This window comes from Pseudorhodobacter ferrugineus DSM 5888, from assembly GCF_000420745.1.
GTDB classification, from domain to species: Bacteria; Pseudomonadota; Alphaproteobacteria; order Rhodobacterales; family Rhodobacteraceae; genus Pseudorhodobacter; species Pseudorhodobacter ferrugineus.
The window spans coordinates 105,663-125,399 of the sequence record NZ_ATVN01000005.1; the positions used below are offsets into that span (position 1 = coordinate 105,663).

The following is a 19,737-nucleotide window of genomic DNA, read 5'->3' on the forward strand; positions in this document are numbered from 1 at the left end:
GGCACCCTTGCCCAAGCCCGCCCAAACCGCTATCACCCGCCCCTAAGCTGGCCTATCCAACCCATCACGACCATGCCCTGCAAGGAATGCTTTATGCGCGCCGAAACCCAATCCAATGTGGAAACCATCCGCAAATCGCTTGCCCTTTTGGGGCAGCGCATGGATCTGGAAACCGCGCCGCACCGGCTGGAAGAATTCAACGCCATGATCGAAAATCCCGATCTGTGGAATGATCCGGCCAAGGCGCAAAAACTGATGCGCGAACGTCAAGGCGTTTTGGACCAACTGTCCACCTACCGCCTGATTGAAACGGGCCTGCGCGACAATGTTGAATTGATCGAGATGGGCGAGGCGGAAAATGACGCCGAGATCGTGACCGAGGCCGAGGATGCCTTGCGCGCCTTGCTGGAGCTGGCACGTGGCAAAGAGCTGGAGGCGCTGCTGAACGGCGAGGCTGATGGCAACGACACTTTCCTTGAGGTGAACGCTGGCGCAGGCGGCACAGAAAGCTGTGATTGGGCGTCCATGCTGGCGCGCATGTATGTCCGCTGGGCGGAGAAAAAAGGCTATAAGGTTGAATTGCAGTCGATGTCGGACGGCGAAGAGGCGGGTATCAAATCGGCGGCCTACAAGATTTCCGGCCCAAACGCTTACGGCTGGTTGAAATCGGAATCGGGTGTTCACCGCCTTGTCCGGATCAGCCCCTATGACAGTGCCGCGCGCCGCCACACCTCGTTTTCGTCCGTCTGGGTCTATCCGGTAGTGGATGACAATATCGAAATTGATATCCCTGACAAAGACATCCGGATTGATACCTACCGGTCGTCCGGTGCGGGCGGGCAGCACGTCAACACCACCGACTCGGCGGTGCGGATCACCCACTTGCCAACCAATATCGTCGTGACGTCATCCATGAAATCGCAGCACCAAAACCGCGAAATTGCGATGAACGCGCTGCGCTCGCGGCTCTACCAAATGGAATTGGACAAGCGCAACGCCGCCATCAACGCGGCCCATGAAAGCAAGGGCGATGCAGGCTGGGGCAACCAGATCCGGTCGTATGTGTTGCAGCCCTACCAAATGGTCAAAGACCTGCGCACAGGGGTGGAGACATCCGACAGCCAAGGTGTGCTGGACGGGGACTTGGACAAGTTCATGGCTGCCACTCTTGCGATGGACGTTTCCGGTAAATCGCGGGCCGAGGCCAATTCCAGCGACTAAGACGGCAGTTTTATCGTCGTATATCAAATACATCTTTGTTAGCGCGCGCCCCCACGATAGGCTTTTGCCTGACATGTAGGAGGTGTGAATGTCCCAAGCTCCAGCGCAAGGCGCAAAGAAACCCGAAGTCCTGATACTTGATATGGGCGACCTTTTGGCGGCGCTCATGGCAGGTTGGGCCGATTTTCGTGCCGCACCGCGCTTTGGCCTGTTCTTTGCGGCGGTTTATGTCGCGGGCGGCTGGCTGATCCTGTATGCGCTGACCGCCACAGGGCAGATCTGGTGGACTTTGCCTGCGGCGGCAGGGTTTCCCATTCTTGGCCCGTTCATCGCCTGCGGGTTGTATGAGGTAAGCCGGAGGTTGGAGGCGGGGGAGCCGCTCAGCTGGTCTGCGGTTCTGGGCGTCATTGCGCTTCAAAAAGACCGCCAGATCCCGTCTATTGCGGTGGTTGTTGTGGTGTTCTTTTTATTCTGGAACTTTCTGGCCCATATGATTTTTGCGTTGTTCATGGGGCTTCAGGCCATGACCAATATCAGCACGTCGCTGGATGTGTTTTTTACCTTGAACGGGCTGACCATGCTGGCTATCGGCACCTTAGTGGGGGCCGTGTTTTCCGGGGTGCTGTTTTCGCTGACTGTGGTCAGCCTGCCGCTGCTGCTGGACCGCGAGGTCGATTTTGTTACCGCCATGATTACGTCTGTTTCTGTGGTGCTGACCAATCCGGTCGTCATGCTGGTGTGGGGACTGTTGATCGCAGTGTTGCTGTTTGGCGGCATTGCCTTGGGGTTTTTGGGGTTGTTCGCCACATTGCCGCTGTTGGGTCATGCAAGCTGGCACCTCTATCGCCGCGCCTTGGCATAGCGGCGCGTGGACTGAAAAAGGGCACCCGCGATGGGTGCCCTTATCTGTTTAACGACCAAAAGACTCAGATCAATTCTGATCGTTGCTGCTTGAAGACTGTGGTGCTGGCGTTGGCATATGGGGCTTGGCCGCAGGGGCTGCCGGTGCCATAGCGGCACGGCCAGTTGCCAAAGGATCATCCTGACGCTGAACCGACCCTTCGAAATGCGCACCCGATTCGATGGCGATCGTTTTGTGGATGATGTCACCCTCGACCCGTGCGGTCGATGTCAGGCGCACTTTCAGCCCGCGGACGCGGCCAATCACGCGGCCATTGACCACGATATCATCGGCCACGATTTCACCGCGGATCGTGGCGGTTTCGCCAACGGTCAGCAAATGGGCACGGATATCGCCTTCGACCGTCCCTTCAACCTGAATATCGCCCGTGGTGCGCAGGTTGCCGGTGATTGTCAGATCCGATGCCAGAACCGAAGCCGCAGGCTTGGTTTTTGGCGTAGATGGCGTGAAATCCATCGAGCTGCGCGCGGCAGGCTCGGCTGGACGGGTGGTTTTGTCTGCCTCGGCCTTGGGGCCAGGTTCGTTGATTTTGCTTTTAGAAAACATCTGTCGCTGCCTTGATAAAGGTCATCGGGTTAACAGGTTTGCCCCCGATCCGAACCTCGTAGTGAAGATGAGTGCCGGTAGACCGGCCCGAATTCCCCATATCACCGATACGCTCGCCGCGCGATACCCTTTGTCCAACTTTGACGCGGATATTTGATTGATGCGCGTAGCTCGTCTCGATTCCAAACTCATGTTGGATCTTTACTTGCCGACCATAGCCTGAATTCCAACCGGCATAGGTCACAACTCCGTCAGCGGTGGCATAAATGGGTGTGCCGTATGCGGCGGCAAAATCGGTGCCCGCGTGCATACGGGTGCCAGCCCCCTTGGGGTCGCGGCGATAACCAAAGCCCGAGGTGAAGCGGAACGCCGATTTGATCGGTGTCGCAAAGGGCGATTTGGCAGCGGCCAAGCGGTACAGGTTCATCCGGTCGAGACCCTGCAAAATTGCATTGGCGCGGATTTCGTCATTGCTGGGGGTTTCGCCTTTGGTCGACAGTGAAAACGGCGTCAACGGTCCACCTTGGCCGGAATAGCCGCGCCGGACCGAGTTCAATAAATCATCGGGCGACATGCCGGCCGAGCGGAACATTTTATCCAGCGGTCCCATTGAGATGCTGACGGCTTCCTCCAGCTTGGCGAAAATAACGTCATTCTTGGCCTCAAGCGCGCGTTTTTGCGCGGCCATATCATCGGTTTGGTCACGTGCAGCCATTGCCACCACGGCCATGCTGTCACGCTGTTCGGCGGTGCCTGCCAGAGCTTCAGCCAAAATCTCGACAGTCGATGACGCATCGCGCGCGCGGCCTTCGCCTGTGCGGCCCGATCCGGTTTGTTCTTCAAGCGAGGCTGTCAGCGTGTCTTTTTCATCGCGCGCATCGTCGCGCTCCTTGATGGTGCGGCGCAGGGTGCTTTGAATTACATCAACGCCGGTTTCCATTTCACGGCGCCCATCCTCGGATGCCAGCAAACGTGCCTGCATGTCACTGACTTCTTTCAGCGCAAGGTTAAAGCGTTCCTGCGCGCGCACCGCTTCTTCGGCGCGCAAGTCGCGGTCTGCCGATAATGCGTTCAGCCGCGCCTCGTACAGCGCTTGTTGGCGTTGAGCTTGATCGCGCCCTGAACCGGCGGAAATGGATTCCATCATCAGTATTGATGTCGCAAGGATCGTCCAGCCAAGGCACAGCGCGGCCCCCGTTACGGCAATCGCCTGGGTCACAGGGGTCAACCGGATAAAGCGGGTGTCTGTATCGGATTTCAGAAATAGCCGTTGTTCCGGGAAATAGCGCCCGATACCCGCATTGATCCGATAAGAAAGTCGCTTCAGCACTGAACAGTTTCCGGTCTTGTTAATCCTGCGATACCACCCGACCCGAGGGTATCCCGGCGCATGTCATCAGGGGCATGGATACAAAGCCCACGCCAAGGGTGCAAGAATTTTGACCACCCAAAGCGGAACCAATCGTAGCTTATGGGAAAACAGGCAGAAAACCGCCGACAAATCAGGGGTTTCCCGCCCTGTCTTAACTTGCTTCGGCCTCGGTCAAGGGCCAGTAAAAATCGGGCGGCAGGCCAGCGTCGGCGCGCTTTTCCTCATTAAACGGCGGTTTCAGTGTGCCGGGAAAGTAGCGCCGGACAAGGGCGTGGAACGCCTCTTTCGGGTCCAACCCGTCGCGGCCACACAACCAGTTGAACCATTTTGACCCATAGGCGACGTGGCTCACCTCTTCGGCATAGATGGTTTTCAGCGCCGCAATCGGGGCCGCTTCGCCTGCCGCCTCGAACAGCGCGATCATCCCCGGCGTCACGTCCAGCCCTCGCGCTTCCAGCACCATCGGCACCACGGCAAGCCGACCCATCAGGTCATCCACCGTATCCTCGGCCGCGCGCCACATGCCGGCATGGGCGGGCAGGGCGCCGTAAAAGCTGCCCACTCCTTCCAGACAATCGCACATCAGATTGAAATGCTTGGCCTCATCATCGGCCGCACGGACCCAATCGTCGTAAAACCCCAAAGGCATTGGCACATGGGTGAACCGTGCGATGATGTCCCAATGCAGATCGACGGCGTTCAATTCGATATGGGCCACGGCATGCAAAAGTGCGATCCGCCCTGTGGGCGACCCTGGCCTGCGGCGTGGCATATCGCGGGGGGACAGGGTTTCGGGCAAGGCCGGACGGGCGGGGCGCATCGGTGGGGTCGCCGAGCCAATGGCAAGCGGTTGCCCCGCCGCCCGTGCCGCAAGCCAAGCCGCCGCGTGTTTGCGGCCCAGCGCTGTTTTCGCACGCCCGTCTGCGGTGTGCAGGACTTCTAGGGCCATGTCGGCCAACGATAGGGTCACAGGCGTTTGCCTTGGGCTTTTACTGCGGCCAAAACCTCTTCGGCATGACCTTTGGCCTTGACCTTGCGCCAAGCCTGCAAGGTTTTCTCGTCGCCACCTATTAAAAATGTGGCCCGTTCAATCCCCATATACGTTTTGCCATACATCTGTTTTTCCACCCAAACCCCGTAATCTTCGCAGGTTTGCCCCGCCTCATCCGACACAAGGATCACGCCCAGATCATGCTTGGCCACGAATTTGTCATGCGATTTAACGCTATCTTTGGAAATCCCGATCACAGTCACCCCAAGGGCTGCAAAATCGGGGGCAAGGCTGGTGAAATCCTTGGCCTCGATCGTGCAGCCGCTGGTATCATCCTTGGGATAAAAATACACGACCACCGAACCCGGCTGCAGCGACGAAAGGGTCAACATCGCCCCGCCATCACGCGGCAGCGTAAAATCGGGCGCCATTTCGCCTATGTTTGACATATCTCTCTCCTGTTCGCTAAGCCGTGCTTTGCCTTTGGGTTGCCTTTGCGCAAAGATAAAGGCAATCCCCGTCAGGACAACAGGGTAAAGCGTAAAAGGTAAAGTTGCGATGCCAGATCCGACACCGGATCTTGAAACCACACCGCTTGGCGATCAGGGCCTGATCGGCCCAAGGCTGCCAAACAGCGACACGGCGCATTCGGCGCTGCCCATAGACATGACCGATGTGGTGCCTGATGATGCGCCAGACCCTGCCCATACCAGACCACCACGGGTCAAACGCTACCATCGCCCCCATCGCTGGGGCACCTATTGGCTGATCCCGACCTTGATGTTTCTGGCACTTGCGGGGCTTTTTGCGGGCCTCGCCGTGTCGGGCAAACCGATCCGCCTGCCGGTTTGGGCGGTGGTTGAGGCGGAACAACGCATCAACACCACGTTGCGCGAGATTACCGGCGATACGGCGTCGCTATCCATCGGTGACGCGGTGTTTGTGGTCGATGAAGACTGGGTGCCGCGCCTGCGGCTGGAGGATGTGCGCCTGCTGGAACCCAACGGCGCGACCTTTCTGTCCTTGCCGGAATTGCGTGTGGCAATTGACCCCACAGCCTTGGCCAGTGGCAAGGTCCGGCTACGCAGCCTGCGGGTTATTGGCGGGGCGATGTCCTTGCGCAGGCTTAAGGACGGGCAGTTCGACATTGCGCTGAACCTGAATTTGAAACCCCGTCCCATTGTCGGCTTGTCAGGCGTCGTCTTAACACTGGTTGAATTGTCCAAGCATCCGGCCCTTGCCTATTTGAACCGGATCGAGGCGCAAGCGTTAAGCCTGACCTTGGATGACCGCATGTTGGACCGCGTGTGGAACCTTGGCGACGGGCGTCTTTCCATGTCAAATCAGGGCAAAGAACTGGCGGTTGAACTGGGTATGTCGGTCAATGGCGGCAAAACCAGCGGGGCCTCGGCTGTTGTCACGCTGTTTGCGGCCAAGGCCGATGCCAGTGCCCGCATGACCGTCACCGTGGACCGCGTCGCTGCGGCCGATATCGCATCCCAAGCCGCGCCGCTGACGTGGCTTTCGGTGCTGGATGCCCCGATTTCAGGGCAGATCGCGTCAACCCTTGATGGGACAGGGGCGCTCGCGTCGCTCGATGCCTCGCTGACGCTCGACAAAGGTGCTTTGCAACCGACGCCGCAAACCAAACCCGTAGCGTTTGACGGTGCATCGCTGTTTTTCGGCTATGATCCGGCCCGGGAACGGATTGATTTGCGCACAGCATCGGTGACCAGCAAGGATATTGCGCTGACCGCGTCGGGCCATGCCTATTTACCAGGCGTCACCACTGAAAACCCCAAGGAAATTCTGGCCCAAATCCAGATCGAAAACCTGCAAATCGACCCCGAAGGGCTGTTGGATGAACCCGTGCAGTTTGAACAAGGTGCTTTGGATTTCCGCGTTCGCCTTGCCCCCTTTGGCGTGGATATCGGACAGGCAAGCCTGACCCACGAGGACCAGCATTTGCTGGCATCGGGGCAGGTTGAGGCGGGGCCAAAAGGCTGGACTGTTGCGGTCAATGCGCAGCTGGACCAGATCCCGCACGACCGATTGCTGGCCCTGTGGCCGCCGCAGGTTGTGCCCAAAACCCGCCTTTGGGTGACCGAAAACGTGCAGCAAGGCGATTTGTCCAATGTCCGCGCAGGTTTTCGCTTGGCCCCCGAGGCAGAGACGATTTTCTCGCTCGGCTACGATTTCGCACAGGCGGATGTGCGGTTTTTGAAAACACTGCCGCCGATCCAAGGCGGGCGCGGCTATTCGGTAGTTCAGGGCAAGTCCTATATGATGGTGCTGGAAGAAGGCTTTGTGACGGCCAAATCCGGCGGGCAGATCAATGCAGCGGGGTCGGTGTTTGCCGTGCCGGATGTGACGCGAAAGCCTGCGATGGCACAAATAGATGTGCGCGCCGTTGGCGATTTGACTGCGGCTCTTTCGGTGCTGGATGAAAAACCCTTTGAATTTATGACCAAGGCCAAACTGCCCACAGATCTGGGTACGGGCCGCGCGGATGTAGTGGCGCGCATTGTCACGCCCTTACGCAAAGGTGTCAAAATCACCGATGTCGATTTTGATGTCACAGGCCACGTCACCGGCTTTTCTTCGGATGTTTTGGTGCCGGGGCGAACCTTGCGGGCCGACCGACTGGCGCTGCGCGTAACCCCCAAAGATATGCAAATCGGCGGCAAGGGCACATTGCAATCTGTGCCGTTTGACGGCCAATTCACCAAATCGTTCTTGCCACAAGACAAAGGCATTTCGCAAATCAAAGCCACCGCCGAACTTAGCCCCAAGGCGGCGGCGTCGCTTGGTGTGCCATTGCCCGACGGCTTTATATCGGGGCGCGGCACGGCGGCTGTCACGGTCGATCTGCGCACGGGTCAAACGCCTGCCGTAACGCTCCGGTCTGATCTGTCGGGAGTGGCAATGGGCATTCCGGCCCTTGGCTGGACCAAATCTGCGGGCAGCAAAGGGCAGCTTGCGCTGGATATCAGCCTTGGCAAACCCGCCTCGGTCGACAGCATCACCCTTGACGCTGCGGGTTTAACGGCGACAGGCGCGATCACCTTGGCCCAAGATGGCGCGTTGCGCGAGGCCAATTTCTCTTCGGTCCGGTTGGGTACATGGTTGAACGCAGCCGTCACCTTGTCAGGGCAGGGCAAAGGCGGCCCGCCTGCCATTGCCGTTACGGGGGGGCGCGTCGATCTGCGCGGCTTGCCGGCCAACCGCGGCAAGGCGACAGGAACCAGCGGCCCTATCTCCTTGCGATTGGATCAACTGACGGTCGCTGATGGCCTTGCCCTGACCGGCTTTCGCAGCACCATGACTCCGCGTGTGGGTGGCGTTGAAGGAGAGTTTACAGGCCGCCTTAACGGCCAAACCAGCATTAATGGCACCCTTGTACCCAGCCGCAACGGTACCGCAGTCCGCTTGCGGTCCAATGATGCGGGGTCGGTCTTTTCCGCGGCCAAGATATTTCCAAATGCCCAAGGCGGGGTGTTGGACCTTATCCTGACCCCCACAGGCCAATCCGGCACCTATGATGGCACCCTAACGGTCAAAGATGTGCGCATCCGCAACGCCCCTGCGGTGGCCGAACTGATAAATGCCGTGTCCGTTGTGGGCCTGCTTGAACAAATGAACGGCAGCGGCCTTTTATTCAGCCAAGCCGAGGCCAGCTTTCGCCTTGGCCCCCGCGCCGTGCAAATCACCCAAGGATCGGCCGTTGGGGCGTCGCTTGGGGTGTCGCTGACGGGGCTTTATGTGTTCAACGGCAAACGCTTGGACTTGCAAGGCGTGATCTCTCCGATCTATCTGCTTAACGGGATCGGCGCGATTTTCACCCGCAGGGGCGAAGGGTTGTTCGGTTTCAACTATACCCTCAAAGGCACCGCCAAAGAGCCGAGCGTGTCCGTCAACCCTTTGTCTATTCTTACCCCCGGCATGTTCCGCGATATTTTCCGCAGCGCGCCGCCAACATTGGAACCCAGTCAGTGAAACTTGATGACTTCGACTTTGATCTGCCCGAATCCCTGATCGCCACGCGCCCCGCGCGTCCGCGTACAGCGGCCAAAATGCTGGTCGTGCAAGGGGATAGCCTGTCAGACAAGCATGTCCATGATTTGCCCAGCCTGCTGCGCAAAGGCGATCGTTTGGTGTTGAACAACACCCGCGTCATTCCCGCGCGACTGATCGGGCAGCGCCCGCGCGATAGCGCACAAGGGCCCGTTTCGGCCAAGATCGAGATTACCTTGATGGAACCCCATGCCTCTGGTGGCTGGCGCGCGCTTGCCAAACCCTTGCGCAAACTGGCTTTGGCCGAGGATATCCATTTCGCAGGCGGGCTGGTTGCCACTGTCGCAGATAAATCCGAAACCGATGTGCGGTTGACCTTTAACCTTGAGGGTGCAGAGTTTGACTCCGCTTTGTTGGCCGCAGGCACCATGCCATTGCCGCCCTATATCGCGGCTAAACGCGCGCCCGATGCGCAGGATAACGACGATTATCAAACCGTTTTTGCCCGCACCCCCGGTGCGGTTGCCGCCCCCACGGCGTCTTTGCATTTCGATGCCGATCTGCTGGCGCAGCTGGCCGCTATGGGCGTCGACTTTACCGAAGTGACCTTGCATGTCGGCGCAGGCACCTTTCTTCCGGTTAAGGTGGACGATGTCACCACCCATAAAATGCACGCTGAATGGGGCGAGGTAACGCCGCAAGCTGCCGCTGAAATCGCCGCCACCCGCGCGTCGGGGGGGCGGATAATCCCCGTGGGCACCACCGCCCTGCGCCTGATCGAATCTGCGGCCCGCGCCACGGGGCAAGTGGAGCCTTGGCTGGGTGAGACGGATATTTTCATCTATCCCGGCTTTGCGTTCAAAGCCACAGATGCGCTGATGACCAACTTTCATCTGCCCAAATCGACCCTTCTGATGCTGGTTGCGGCGCTTATGGGCCAAGACAGGATGAAAGCGGCCTATGCCCATGCAGTAAGGCAGAACTATCGTTTCTTCTCTTACGGTGACGCGTCATTGCTGATAGCTGAAAGCACTAATCCGGCATAATCTGTCGCGTTTGTGACAGCCCGCTGTCGTGCCAATCGGCACGGTGGCAGTGATCCCGAAAGGCCAAAGCCCATGTTCGTCGTACTCAAGAATTCCTGGGCCCTTTTGCTTGGCATGATGCTTTTGATGCTCGGCAACGGGATGCAGGGCACGCTTTTGGGTATCCGTGGCGGCGAAGAAAACATGTCGACCTTTCAGCTGTCGATCGTCATGTCTTGCTACTTTTTGGGCTTTTTGTTCGGGTCACGCATGGTGCCCGATATGATCCGCCGCGTGGGTCATGTGCGGGTGTTTGCGGCTCTTGGTTCCATGATTTCTGCTGTGCTGATCATGTATGCGGTGGCGCCGAACTGGATCGCATGGTCGCTGATGCGGGTCATCATCGGCTTTTCCTTTGCGGGTGTTTATATCACGGCCGAAAGCTGGCTTAACGATGCGTCGACCAATGAAACCCGCGGGCAGGCGCTGTCGATGTACCTGATCGTGCAGATGATCGGCATCGTCGCAGCCCAAGGGCTGTTGAACCTTGGCGATCCGAACGGTTTTATCCTGTTCATCATTCCCTCGGTCCTCGTCTCGCTCGCCTTTACCCCGATCCTGCTGTCGGTCAGCAAGGCACCTGCTTTTGCCTCGACCAAACCGCTTAGCTTTCGCAAACTTTATGACGCGTCCCCCTTGGGCTGCATCGGGATGTTCTTGCTCGGCGGCGTGTTCTCGGCCCAATTCGGCATGGCAGCCGTTTGGGGCAGTCAAGCGGAGCTAAGCATTCGCGAAATCTCGATCTTTATCGCGGGCATATATATTGGCGGCATGGTGTTTCAATATCCCATCGGCTGGCTCTCTGACCGTATCGACCGGCGCAAGGTGATCCTTGGCATCACCGCCGTGGGCGCGGTCGGCCTGATGATTCCCGTGCTGTGGGATGTGCCATTTTGGGTGCTGTGCGGTGTCGGCGCCTTGGGCGGTGCCGTATCAAACCCGCTTTATTCCTTGCTGCTGGCCTATGTGAACGATTATTTGGACCGCACCGATATGGCTGCAGCCTCGGCAGGTTTGTTGTTTATCAACGGCTTGGGCGCGATCTCCGGTCCGGTCATCACGGGTTGGATGATGGCCAGCTTTGGCCCCTCGGGTTTCTTTTTGTTCATGGCGGTGCTGTTTGCGGCCCTTGCTGTCTACGCCCTCTACCGGATGACACGCCGCAAGCGGTCTGCCGATGCGACGTCCAGCTTTACCGCTGTGTCCCCGTCCGGCACCGCGATTGTGCTAGAGGTGGCGATGACCGAAGCTGATGGCGAAGGCCCCGAAAGCGAACACGGCCTTGCCGAAGCACAGGCGCGTCACGACGCGAAAGGCTGATGTCAGGGCATTGAACCCCGCGCCTAAACCTGCCACGCTTGGTCTGGCCACGCATTGAAAACAGGGGCGCGCATGTCTGATCCAGTCACCGTTCTAACCTTCTGGCTTGAAACCGTCGGCCCCAAAGGCTGGTACGAGGTGAACGCCGATGTCGACGCTGAAATCACCGCCCAATTCGGCGATCTGTGGCAGTCCGCACATGACGGTGCGCTGGACCACTGGATCGACGGGACCACAGGCACTTTGGCCTTTCTGATCCTGACCGACCAATTCCCGCGCAACATGTTTCGCGGCGATCCCCGCGCTTTTGCCACTGATCCATGCGCCCGCGCCGCCGCCCGCATCGCCCTTGCGCAGAACTGGGATCTGGACGCGCCCACACCCGAACGCCAGTTTTTCTACCTGCCGTTTGAGCATTCTGAGGATTTGGCCGATCAGGCCCTTGCCGTCTATTGCTTCAGCACCCGCATGGAAAACCCTGAATCGGCCCTCCATGCCCGCGCGCACAAGGCGATCATCCAGCGCTTTGGCCGCTTTCCGTTTCGCAACGCAGCGCTTGGCCGCAGCTCAAGCCCCGAAGAACTGGCCTTTATGGAAAACGGTGGCTATGGCGCCATCGTGCGCGACCTGCAAGCCAAATAGGAGTAGTTATGCACCCAGCGCATGGGCCTTGGGCGGTGAGAACATTGCTAGACAAATAAAAATAGTTTAATGGCAAACTACTTTTTCTGAGGAGGAAAAAAATGGCAGCCAAGAAGTTTGATGTGGTCGTGATTGGGGCAGGGCCGGGGGGCTATGTTGCAGCCATTCGCGCATCGCAACTGGGTAAATCCGTGGCCATCGTGGAGCGCGAAAACCTTGGCGGTATTTGCCTTAACTGGGGCTGTATTCCGACCAAGGCTATGCTGCGCTCGGCCGAGGTGTTTCACCTGATGCACCGCGCATCGGAATTTGGCCTGTCCGCCACCGGCGTGTCCTATGACCTGCCTGCTGTCGTCGCCCGCTCGCGCGGTGTGGCAAAGCAATTGTCAGGCGGCATTGGCCATTTGATGAAAAAGAACAAAGTCACCGTCTTTATGGGCGATGCAACCTTGCCCGCCAAAGGCCGCGTCAGTGTGAAAACCGCCAAAGGCGTGGAAGAGCTTGAAGCCCCCGCCATCATCCTCGCCACAGGTGCCCGTGCCCGCACTTTGCCGGGGCTAGAGGCCGACGGTGATCTGGTCTGGACCTATCGCCACGCGCTGGAACCCAAGCGCATGCCGAAAAAGCTGCTGGTCATCGGGTCAGGTGCTATTGGTATAGAATTTGCCAGCTTCTTCAACACTTTGGGCGCTGATACCACCGTGGTCGAGGTGATGGACCGCGTGTTGCCCGTGGAAGATGCCGAGATTTCGGCTTTCGCCAAAAAGGCCTTTGTCAAACAAGGCATGAATATCCTCGAAAAAACCACCGTCAAGAAACTGGATAAGGGAAAGGGCAAAGTCACCGCCCATCTGGAATCAAACGGCAAGACCGAGACGATGGAATTTGACACGGTCATTTCCGCCGTCGGCATCGTCGGCAACGTCGAAAATCTTGGCCTTGAGGCGTTGGGTGTCAAAATCGACCGCACCCATGTCGTCACCGATGAATTCTGCCGCACGGGCGTTGACGGTCTTTATGCCATAGGTGACATCGCAGGCGCCCCATGGCTTGCCCACAAGGCCAGCCATGAAGGCGTGATGGTGGCCGAACTGATCGCAGGCAAACACCCGCATCCCATCAAACCCGGCTCTATCGCGGGCTGCACCTATTGCCACCCGCAAGTGGCATCGGTCGGCATGACCGAGGCAAAGGCAAAAGAGGCCGGAATCGCTATCAAAGTCGGCCGTTTCCCCTTTATCGGCAACGGCAAAGCGATTGCTTTGGGCGAGTCTGAAGGCATGATCAAAACCATCTTTGACGCCAAAACCGGCGAGCTGCTGGGTGCCCACATGATCGGTGCCGAAGTGACCGAGTTGATCCAAGGCTATGTCATCGGCCGTCAGTTGGAAACGACCGAAGAAGACCTGATGCACACCGTCTTCCCGCATCCGACCCTGTCGGAAATGATGCACGAGGCGGTTTTGGATGCTTACGGCCAAGTGATCCATATGTAATGAACGCAGCCCTACGCCAACATGCCATTGCCGTGTGCAATGCCAAAATTGCCACCAAAGGCGAGGGCGTGGGGCTGTCATTCTATGCGTTTTTTGCCAATAAAAACACAGATCCGGTGGGGTTGATGCAAGCTGCCGAATGGTGGATCAAAACCCACCGCCTTGATCATTTTGAAAAGGCCGTCAAAATCCGCGACATGATCGCCCGCGGCGACTGATTCCATGCGCCCCGCCTCTCCCCTTGTCATCATTCTTGTCCTTTGGGGCGCGGGCCTTGGCTCTGCCGCGCAATTCGGCAAAATCTCCATCCTGTTCGACCGCATTGCCACGCATTATGCAGGTGCTGGCGATGTCACCATCGGGTTGATCGTGTCTATCGTCGGTTTTGTCGGGTTGATCTTTGGCACCACGGCAGGCCTGTTGGTGCAACGCTTGGGCTACCGCCGCGTCTTGGTTTGGGCCCTTGGGGCAGGGGCCGCGCTCTCGGCACTCCAAGCCCTTTTCCCGCCGCTACCCGTCCTCCTCGCCCTTCGCGCGATTGAGGGGTTTTCACACCTCGCCATCGTCGTCGCCGCCCCCGTGATGATCGCGCAAACCGCCAGCTTGCGCCACCAAGGGCTTGCCATGACCCTATGGTCCAGCTTTTTCGCCGTGTCTTTTGCCCTGACCGCCGCCCTTGGCCTGCCCTTGGCGCAGGCTTACGGTGATGGGGCGCTGTTCATCGCACATGCCGCCTATATGGCTGTTTTTGCAGGGCTTATATGGATATTCTTGCCAAGGGATACCGCCGCCGATACCCCGTTTCCAGCGGCCAAAACCTTGCTGAAACAACATGCCACCATCTACCAATCGCCCAGGCTGTCGGCCCCAGCGATGGGGTTTTTCTGCTACACGCTCACCTATGTGGCCTTGCTCACGTTGCTTCCCCCGATGATCGGCGGCGCACATCAAATCCTGATCGCCACCGCCATGCCGCTGGTGTCTATCGCGGTGTCGCTGACCCTCGGCGTCTGGCTCTTGCGCTGGGTGCCCGCCATTCGCATGGTGCAGGCGGGGTTCGCTATCTCCGTCATCGCGACCCTGTGCCTTTGGGCGTTTTGGGGCCATGATGGGGCCATGATCGCCGCCGCGCTGACCCTCGCTGCCATGCTTGGCATCGTCCAAGGCGCCAGCTTTGCCGCCATCGCCCAGCTTAACCCCACCGCAGACGGCCGCGCCCGCGCCGCAGGGGCTATCGCGCAACTGGGCAACCTTGGTACCACCACCGGCACGCCGCTTTTGGCGGCCTTGATCGCGGGTCAAGGTGTGTCGGGTATGGCGCTGTTTGTCCTTATCCCCAGCGTGCTTGGCATCGCGTTTCACCAAATCCAAGCGCATCGCCGCACCTACATTTTCGATTAGGGGCCCAGCGGCCAACACCCCGAGCGTGTAAATTCGCCACGGGGACCGGAGTCCTGACCCCAATAAAACACTCCATTAAAACAAACAGTTGAAATAAGAACGACTGCAATTCAGGATTGCATTGATGCCAAAACTGCAGGATAGACAGGCAAGATTATCGGGCAGTCATGGGAAGGAGGCCTTATGCGAATTCAACTGGGTTTGGGCGCGATTGGTGCGGCGCAACGCAGGCGTTTGATCCGCCGCGGTTCTATTATCCTGGGCGTTCTGGCCAGCATCTTTTCGTTTGTTACCATCGACCTTGCGCGGAATGATGCGATCTTTACGGTGGGGCTTACCGTGGTAGAAGCCAACACACCGCCGATTATTGAATTTCAACTGCAGAATTCATCCAATACGCCGATGACCAAACTTGAAATACGCTTCGCAATCTATGATCGTGCCGGAAACCATATCCGCACAAAAAACGAGGCAGGGGTTTGGGAGGCACTTGAAGAAAGCTATTTTACCCCTCTCGGCATGACCATTGGTCCAAATGCAGCCAAATACGGCGTTTTTCCGTTCTCGGCGCTGGAAAAACCTGTGGCCGAAATTGGGTTTGCCTTTGTCTGTGCGATTTTCGATGGCTCCTTTGGCATTGATCAAGTTCGGACAGAGATGGTCTTAACGAAAACGCTCGCAGGCGGTTTTGGCCAACAAAAGCACAGCACCGATGTTTACTACATCTCCTCGCCCAATTGCATGCCGCCCGCTCAGTTTCCGACAAAGTGATACTTTGACTGCGTTCTTCATACGTTCTTAATTTTTGGTTGGAGACTCAGGCAAAACATCCTATCTATGCCGCTGAAACATCGGGGGCTGGTATGGCTGAGCAGAAGTTTATCGAAGTACGCGGCGCGCGGGAACACAACCTGAAAGGCGTCGATGTGGACATTCCACGCGATAAATTGGTTGTGATTACGGGCTTGTCCGGTTCTGGAAAATCCAGCCTTGCGTTCGATACGATCTATGCCGAAGGTCAGCGCCGCTATGTCGAAAGCTTGTCGGCCTATGCCCGCCAATTCCTTGATATGATGGGGAAACCCGACGTTGATCATATCTCCGGCTTGTCGCCCGCGATATCGATTGAACAAAAAACCACATCGAAAAACCCGCGCTCGACCGTTGGCACGGTGACCGAGATTTACGACTATATGCGCCTGCTGTTCGCGCGCACTGGCACCCCCTTCAGCCCCACCACGGGCAAACCGATCACCGCCCAACAAGTGCAGGATATGGTCGATATCATCATGGGAATGGAGGAGGGCACCCGCGCCTATCTGCTGGCCCCGATCATCCGTGACCGTAAGGGCGAGTATAAAAAGGAATTTCTGGACCTGCGCAAACAGGGGTTTCAGCGGGTCAAGGTTGACGGCACGTTTTACGACCTCGAAGACGCGCCCACACTTGATAAGAAATTCCGCCATGATATCGACGTGGTTGTCGACCGGATTGTTGTAAAAGAAGGTATTGAGACTCGGCTGGCCGACAGTCTGCGCACTGCGTTGAACCTTGCTGATGGCATCGCCATTCTGGAACTGGCGAATGACGACGCCACCCGCACCACATTTTCCGAAAAATTTGCCTGTCCGGTGTCAGGCTTTACCATCCCCGAAATTGAACCCCGCCTGTTTTCGTTCAACGCCCCCTTTGGCGCGTGCCCTGTGTGCGATGGTTTAGGCGTTGAACTGTTTTTTGATGAACGTCTGATCGTCCCCGATCAAAACCTGACGCTGGCCCAAGGCGCGCTGGCCCCCTGGGCCAAATCCAAATCCCCCTATTTCATGCAAACCATTGATGCCATTGCCAAACATTACGCGTTTGACCAAAAAGCCAAGTGGAAAGACTTGCCCGAAAACGTGCGCGAGGTGTTCTTGCGCGGCTCTGGTGAGGAAGAAATCAAGTTCCGCTATGACGAAGGTGGCCGCATCTATCAGGTCAGCCGCGTGTTCGAAGGCGTCATGCCCAATATGGAACGCCGTTTCCGCGAAACCGATAGCAATTGGGTGCGCGAGGAATTTGAACGCTATCAAAACAACCGCTCCTGCGGGGCCTGCAATGGCTACCGCCTGCGCCCCGAGGCTTTAGCGGTCAAAATCGCAGGCCTTCACGCGGGCCAAGTCGTGCAAATGTCGATTTCCGAGGCACATGACTGGATCAGCAGCGTGCCGGACCATCTGACCAATCAGAAGAACGAAATCGCCCGCGCAATCCTCAAGGAAATCCGCGAACGTCTTGGTTTCCTTGTGAATGTTGGCCTCAATTACCTCTCCCTCTCGCGCAATGCAGGCACGCTTTCTGGTGGCGAAAGCCAGCGGATCCGCCTTGCTTCACAAATCGGCTCGGGCCTTACTGGCGTGCTTTACGTCCTTGATGAACCCTCCATCGGCTTGCACCAACGCGACAATGACCGCTTGCTGACCACGCTCAAAAACCTGCGCGATCAGGGCAATTCGGTGCTGGTCGTCGAACATGACGAAGACGCGATCCGCTGTGCCGATTATGTGTTTGACATGGGGCCGGGCGCAGGTGTGCATGGCGGCACGGTGGTGTCACATGGCACGCCCGCGCAAGTCATGGCCGATCCGGCCAGCCTGACCGGCCAATACTTGCAAGGCACCCGCGAAATTGCGGTCCCCAAGGTGCGGCGCAAAGGGTCGGGCAAAAAGGTGACGGTCGTTAATGCCACGGGCAATAACTTGCAAAACGTCACAGCCGATTTTCCGCTGGGCAAATTTGTCTGCGTCACAGGCGTTTCGGGCGGTGGCAAATCCACCCTGACCATCGAAACCTTGTTCAAAACCGCCGCCACCCGCCTGAACGGTGCCCGCGAAACGCCAGCCCCTTGCGACACCATCAAAGGCTTTGAACACCTAGATAAGGTGATCGACATCGACCAGCGCCCGATTGGCCGCACCCCCCGTTCCAACCCCGCCACCTATACCGGCGCCTTCACCCCGATCCGCGATTGGTTTGCAGGCCTGCCCGAATCCAAGGCGCGCGGCTATTTGCCGGGTCGCTTCAGCTTCAACGTCAAAGGCGGGCGGTGTGAGGCGTGTCAGGGTGACGGCCTGATCAAGATTGAAATGCACTTTTTGCCCGATGTTTACGTCGAATGCGAAACCTGCAAGGGCAAGCGGTACAATCGTGAAACCTTGGAAGTTAAGTTCAAAAACAAAAGCATAGCCGACGTTCTTGATATGACGGTTGAAGATGCCCAAGGCTTTTTCCAAGCCGTGCCAAGCATCCGCGAAAAAATGGATGCGCTGGTGCGCGTGGGTCTTGGCTATATCAGCGTTGGCCAATCCGCGACGACCCTGTCGGGCGGCGAGGCACAGCGCGTCAAGCTGTCCAAGGAACTTGCCCGCCGCGCCACGGGCCGCACGCTCTATATTCTGGACGAACCCACCACCGGCCTGCATTTCGAAGACGTCAAAAAACTGCTCGAGGTGCTGCATGAATTGGTCGATCAAGGCAACACCGTCATCGTGATCGAACACAACCTTGATGTCGTCAAAACCGCCGATTGGGTCATTGATATTGGCCCCGAAGGCGGCGATGGCGGCGGCTATATCGTGGCCACCGGCACCCCCGAAGATATCGCAGCGGTCGAGGCGAGCCATACAGGCCGCTACTTGCGCGATATGTTAAAGCCGCGCAAAGTGGCGGCAGAATAAAGCTTAAGGGGTGAAATGGAACGGTTTTTCAAACTTTTGGGCCGTGGCCTGCAACTCACGGCCGCGTTCGGCTTGCTGCTTTGGGCGGTTTTTGCCGTTCATTATCAGCTGAAACCGCCGTTCCAAATGGCGGGAATCGTCGCCATCGCAGGCACCGCCCTTGTGATCCTGTTCCTCTCCAGCCGTGGCAAATGGCGCGGTGTCTGGCGCTGGATGGGCCTGTCCGCGCTGGTCATTTTCGGCTGGTGGTACACCATCACCCCGCGCAGCGACCGCGATTGGATGGTCGACGTATCGCGTGGTGTGACCGCCGAACCCGTCGCAGGCGGCCTGCTGGTCAAAAACATCCGCAACTTTGATTGGACCTCGGAAACCGACGCGACCGCCGCTTGGTATGACGCCACAGTCAACCCCGATGATATCACCTCGGTTGATATGCTTTTGTCGACATGGGGCAACCCTGACATTGCCCATGCGATTGTCAGTTTCGGGTTCAAAACCGGCCAACATATTGCTTTTTCAGTCGAAACCCGCAAAGAGGTAGGCGAAACCTATTCCACCTTGGGCGGTTTTTTCCGCCTTTATGAACTCACTCTGATCGCCGCGGATGAGCGTGACATCGCCCGCTTGCGCACCGATCTGCGCGGCGAAACTGTCAGCCTTTATCCCATCGATCTGACGCTTGATCAACGCAAAGCGTTGTTTATGTCTTATATAGATTTCGGCAGCCAACTTGCCGCACAACCGGCGTGGTACAACACCTTGACCACCAATTGCACGACCGTGCCGTATTTCATGGTTGCCGAATTTTCCAACCGCGTCACGCTTGACCGTCGCATGATGCTGCCCGGGCGTTTGCCGGAATACTTGCACGAATTGGGTGTGTTGGCAAAAGGCCAAGACATGGCACAGGTCCGTACCCGCGCCCGTCTTGGCGCGCTTGGCCCCGTGGGCCCTGACAGCGCCGCCTTTTCCAAATCGATGCGCCGCGCTTGGGTCACGCCCTAGGCG

16 protein-coding genes are annotated in these 19,737 nt (G+C 57.9%); 12 read left to right on the top strand and 4 right to left on the bottom strand.

Annotated elements, in window-relative coordinates:
- The first annotated feature begins 93 nt into the window (after positions 1–93).
- On the top strand, positions 94–1,221 hold the full coding sequence (gene prfB, locus G560_RS0106340; RefSeq protein ID WP_022703471.1) for a peptide chain release factor 2: 1,128 nt from the start codon (positions 94–96) through the stop codon (positions 1,219–1,221).
- Positions 1,222–1,309: 88 nt separating this feature from the next.
- Positions 1,310–2,083: a DUF2189 domain-containing protein gene (locus G560_RS0106345; RefSeq protein WP_028913801.1), complete on the top strand. Its 774-nt coding sequence runs from the start codon at positions 1,310–1,312 to the stop codon at positions 2,081–2,083.
- 69 nt (positions 2,084–2,152) lie between these two features.
- Here G560_RS0106345 and G560_RS0106350 read toward each other — a convergent pair whose 3' ends face one another.
- The 4 genes from G560_RS0106350 to G560_RS0106365 all read right to left on the bottom strand — a co-directional run bounded on the left by G560_RS0106350 (position 2,153) and on the right by G560_RS0106365 (position 5,501).
- Entirely contained in the window at positions 2,153–2,689 is a 537-nt protein-coding gene (locus tag G560_RS0106350; RefSeq protein WP_022703473.1) for a bactofilin family protein, read from the bottom strand.
- A complete protein-coding gene (locus G560_RS0106355; protein WP_022703474.1) occupies positions 2,679–4,019 on the bottom strand; it encodes a M23 family metallopeptidase in 1,341 nt (446 codons plus the stop codon). Before G560_RS0106355 ends, G560_RS0106350 begins: the two co-directional genes overlap by 11 nt.
- Before the next feature lie 193 nt (positions 4,020–4,212).
- A complete protein-coding gene (locus tag G560_RS0106360) occupies positions 4,213–5,010 on the bottom strand; it encodes a ferritin-like domain-containing protein (RefSeq protein WP_028913802.1) in 798 nt (265 codons plus the stop codon).
- Positions 5,011–5,027: 17 nt separating this feature from the next.
- Positions 5,028–5,501, bottom strand: coding sequence for a peroxiredoxin (locus G560_RS0106365; protein ID WP_022703476.1), 474 nt, complete (start codon positions 5,499–5,501; stop codon positions 5,028–5,030).
- 109 nt (positions 5,502–5,610) lie between these two features.
- On the opposite strand from G560_RS0106365, the gene G560_RS18715 reads away from it, so the two are divergent.
- The 10 genes from G560_RS18715 to G560_RS0106415 all read left to right on the top strand — a co-directional run bounded on the left by G560_RS18715 (position 5,611) and on the right by G560_RS0106415 (position 19,734).
- Positions 5,611–9,048: a YhdP family protein gene (locus G560_RS18715; RefSeq protein WP_022703477.1), complete on the top strand. Its 3,438-nt coding sequence runs from the start codon at positions 5,611–5,613 to the stop codon at positions 9,046–9,048.
- Positions 9,045–10,112, top strand: coding sequence for a tRNA preQ1(34) S-adenosylmethionine ribosyltransferase-isomerase QueA (gene queA / locus G560_RS0106375; protein ID WP_022703478.1), 1,068 nt, complete (start codon positions 9,045–9,047; stop codon positions 10,110–10,112). Before G560_RS18715 ends, queA begins: the two co-directional genes overlap by 4 nt.
- Positions 10,113–10,184: 72 nt before the next feature.
- The gene (locus G560_RS0106380) at positions 10,185–11,471 is read left to right on the top strand and encodes an MFS transporter (RefSeq protein ID WP_022703479.1); all 1,287 of its coding nucleotides are present in this window, start codon (positions 10,185–10,187) and stop codon (positions 11,469–11,471) included.
- 72 nt (positions 11,472–11,543) lie between these two features.
- Positions 11,544–12,113 (top strand): DUF924 family protein, encoded by a 570-nt coding sequence (locus G560_RS0106385; protein ID WP_022703480.1) that lies wholly within the window; start codon positions 11,544–11,546, stop codon positions 12,111–12,113.
- A 101-nt stretch (positions 12,114–12,214) separates the two neighbouring features.
- A complete protein-coding gene (gene lpdA, locus G560_RS0106390) occupies positions 12,215–13,609 on the top strand; it encodes a dihydrolipoyl dehydrogenase (RefSeq protein ID WP_022703481.1) in 1,395 nt (464 codons plus the stop codon).
- Positions 13,609–13,827: a DUF6500 family protein gene (locus tag G560_RS0106395; RefSeq protein ID WP_022703482.1), complete on the top strand. Its 219-nt coding sequence runs from the start codon at positions 13,609–13,611 to the stop codon at positions 13,825–13,827. Before lpdA ends, G560_RS0106395 begins: the two co-directional genes overlap by 1 nt.
- 4 nt (positions 13,828–13,831) lie before the next feature.
- Positions 13,832–15,010 (top strand): MFS transporter, encoded by a 1,179-nt coding sequence (locus G560_RS0106400; protein ID WP_022703483.1) that lies wholly within the window; start codon positions 13,832–13,834, stop codon positions 15,008–15,010.
- A gap of 234 nt (positions 15,011–15,244) precedes the next feature.
- A complete protein-coding gene (locus G560_RS0106405) occupies positions 15,245–15,781 on the top strand; it encodes a hypothetical protein (protein WP_155947176.1) in 537 nt (178 codons plus the stop codon).
- A 92-nt stretch (positions 15,782–15,873) separates the two neighbouring features.
- A complete protein-coding gene (uvrA, locus tag G560_RS0106410; protein ID WP_022703485.1) occupies positions 15,874–18,726 on the top strand; it encodes an excinuclease ABC subunit UvrA in 2,853 nt (950 codons plus the stop codon).
- Between the two features lie 15 nt (positions 18,727–18,741).
- The gene (locus G560_RS0106415) at positions 18,742–19,734 is read left to right on the top strand and encodes an Lnb N-terminal periplasmic domain-containing protein (RefSeq protein ID WP_022703486.1); all 993 of its coding nucleotides are present in this window, start codon (positions 18,742–18,744) and stop codon (positions 19,732–19,734) included.
- Positions 19,735–19,737 lie beyond the last annotated feature (3 nt).